The 514-nt window shown below is 41.8% G+C and carries 1 protein-coding gene; it reads right to left on the minus strand.

The annotated features are described in order from the left end of the window. Nucleotides 1-24: 24 nt before the first annotated feature. On the minus strand, nucleotides 25-514 hold a 490-nt coding region (locus tag JX304_RS06155), incomplete at its 5' end, for an IS30 family transposase (RefSeq protein WP_205011718.1).

Below are 514 nucleotides of genomic sequence, written 5' to 3' on the forward strand. Positions count from 1 at the left end.
AAATTGCAAGAATAAGTGCAACATTTACTTGAACTCATCCTCTAGGGCTTCACAAGCAGTTCTGTAAGCTAAACATTTTCGTGGTCGGTGATTGATATCATATAAGGCCTTGTTCAAAGTCTCATCAGAGATAGCGGCTAAATCTGTTTTCTTTGGGAAATATTCTCTTAGTGAGCCATTTGAGTTTTCATTGCTTACTCTCTGCCAGGAAGAATAGGCGTCCGCAAAGAAAAAGGGAATTCCTAAGTTCTCTACCAGAGGATAGCAGGCAAACTCTTTTCCCCTGTCCGAAGTGAAGGTTTTCAGAGCCTCTTTTGGAAATAGCTTACAAAGTTGTTCGATGGCTGAAAACATAGATTTGGATGTTCTGTCTTGTATCTTGAAAGCTAGGAAAAAGCGTTTTTTTCGCTCTAGACAGCCCTTACTTTTGCCTCTGAAAGACACCACAGTATCGAGCTCCCAGTGACCAAAGGTCTCACGATTTCGGACCTCTTTAGGACGTTTGGCAATCGAC

The sequence above is a fragment of the Streptococcus parasanguinis genome (assembly GCF_901875555.1).
GTDB lineage: Bacteria > Bacillota > Bacilli > Lactobacillales > Streptococcaceae > Streptococcus > Streptococcus parasanguinis_H.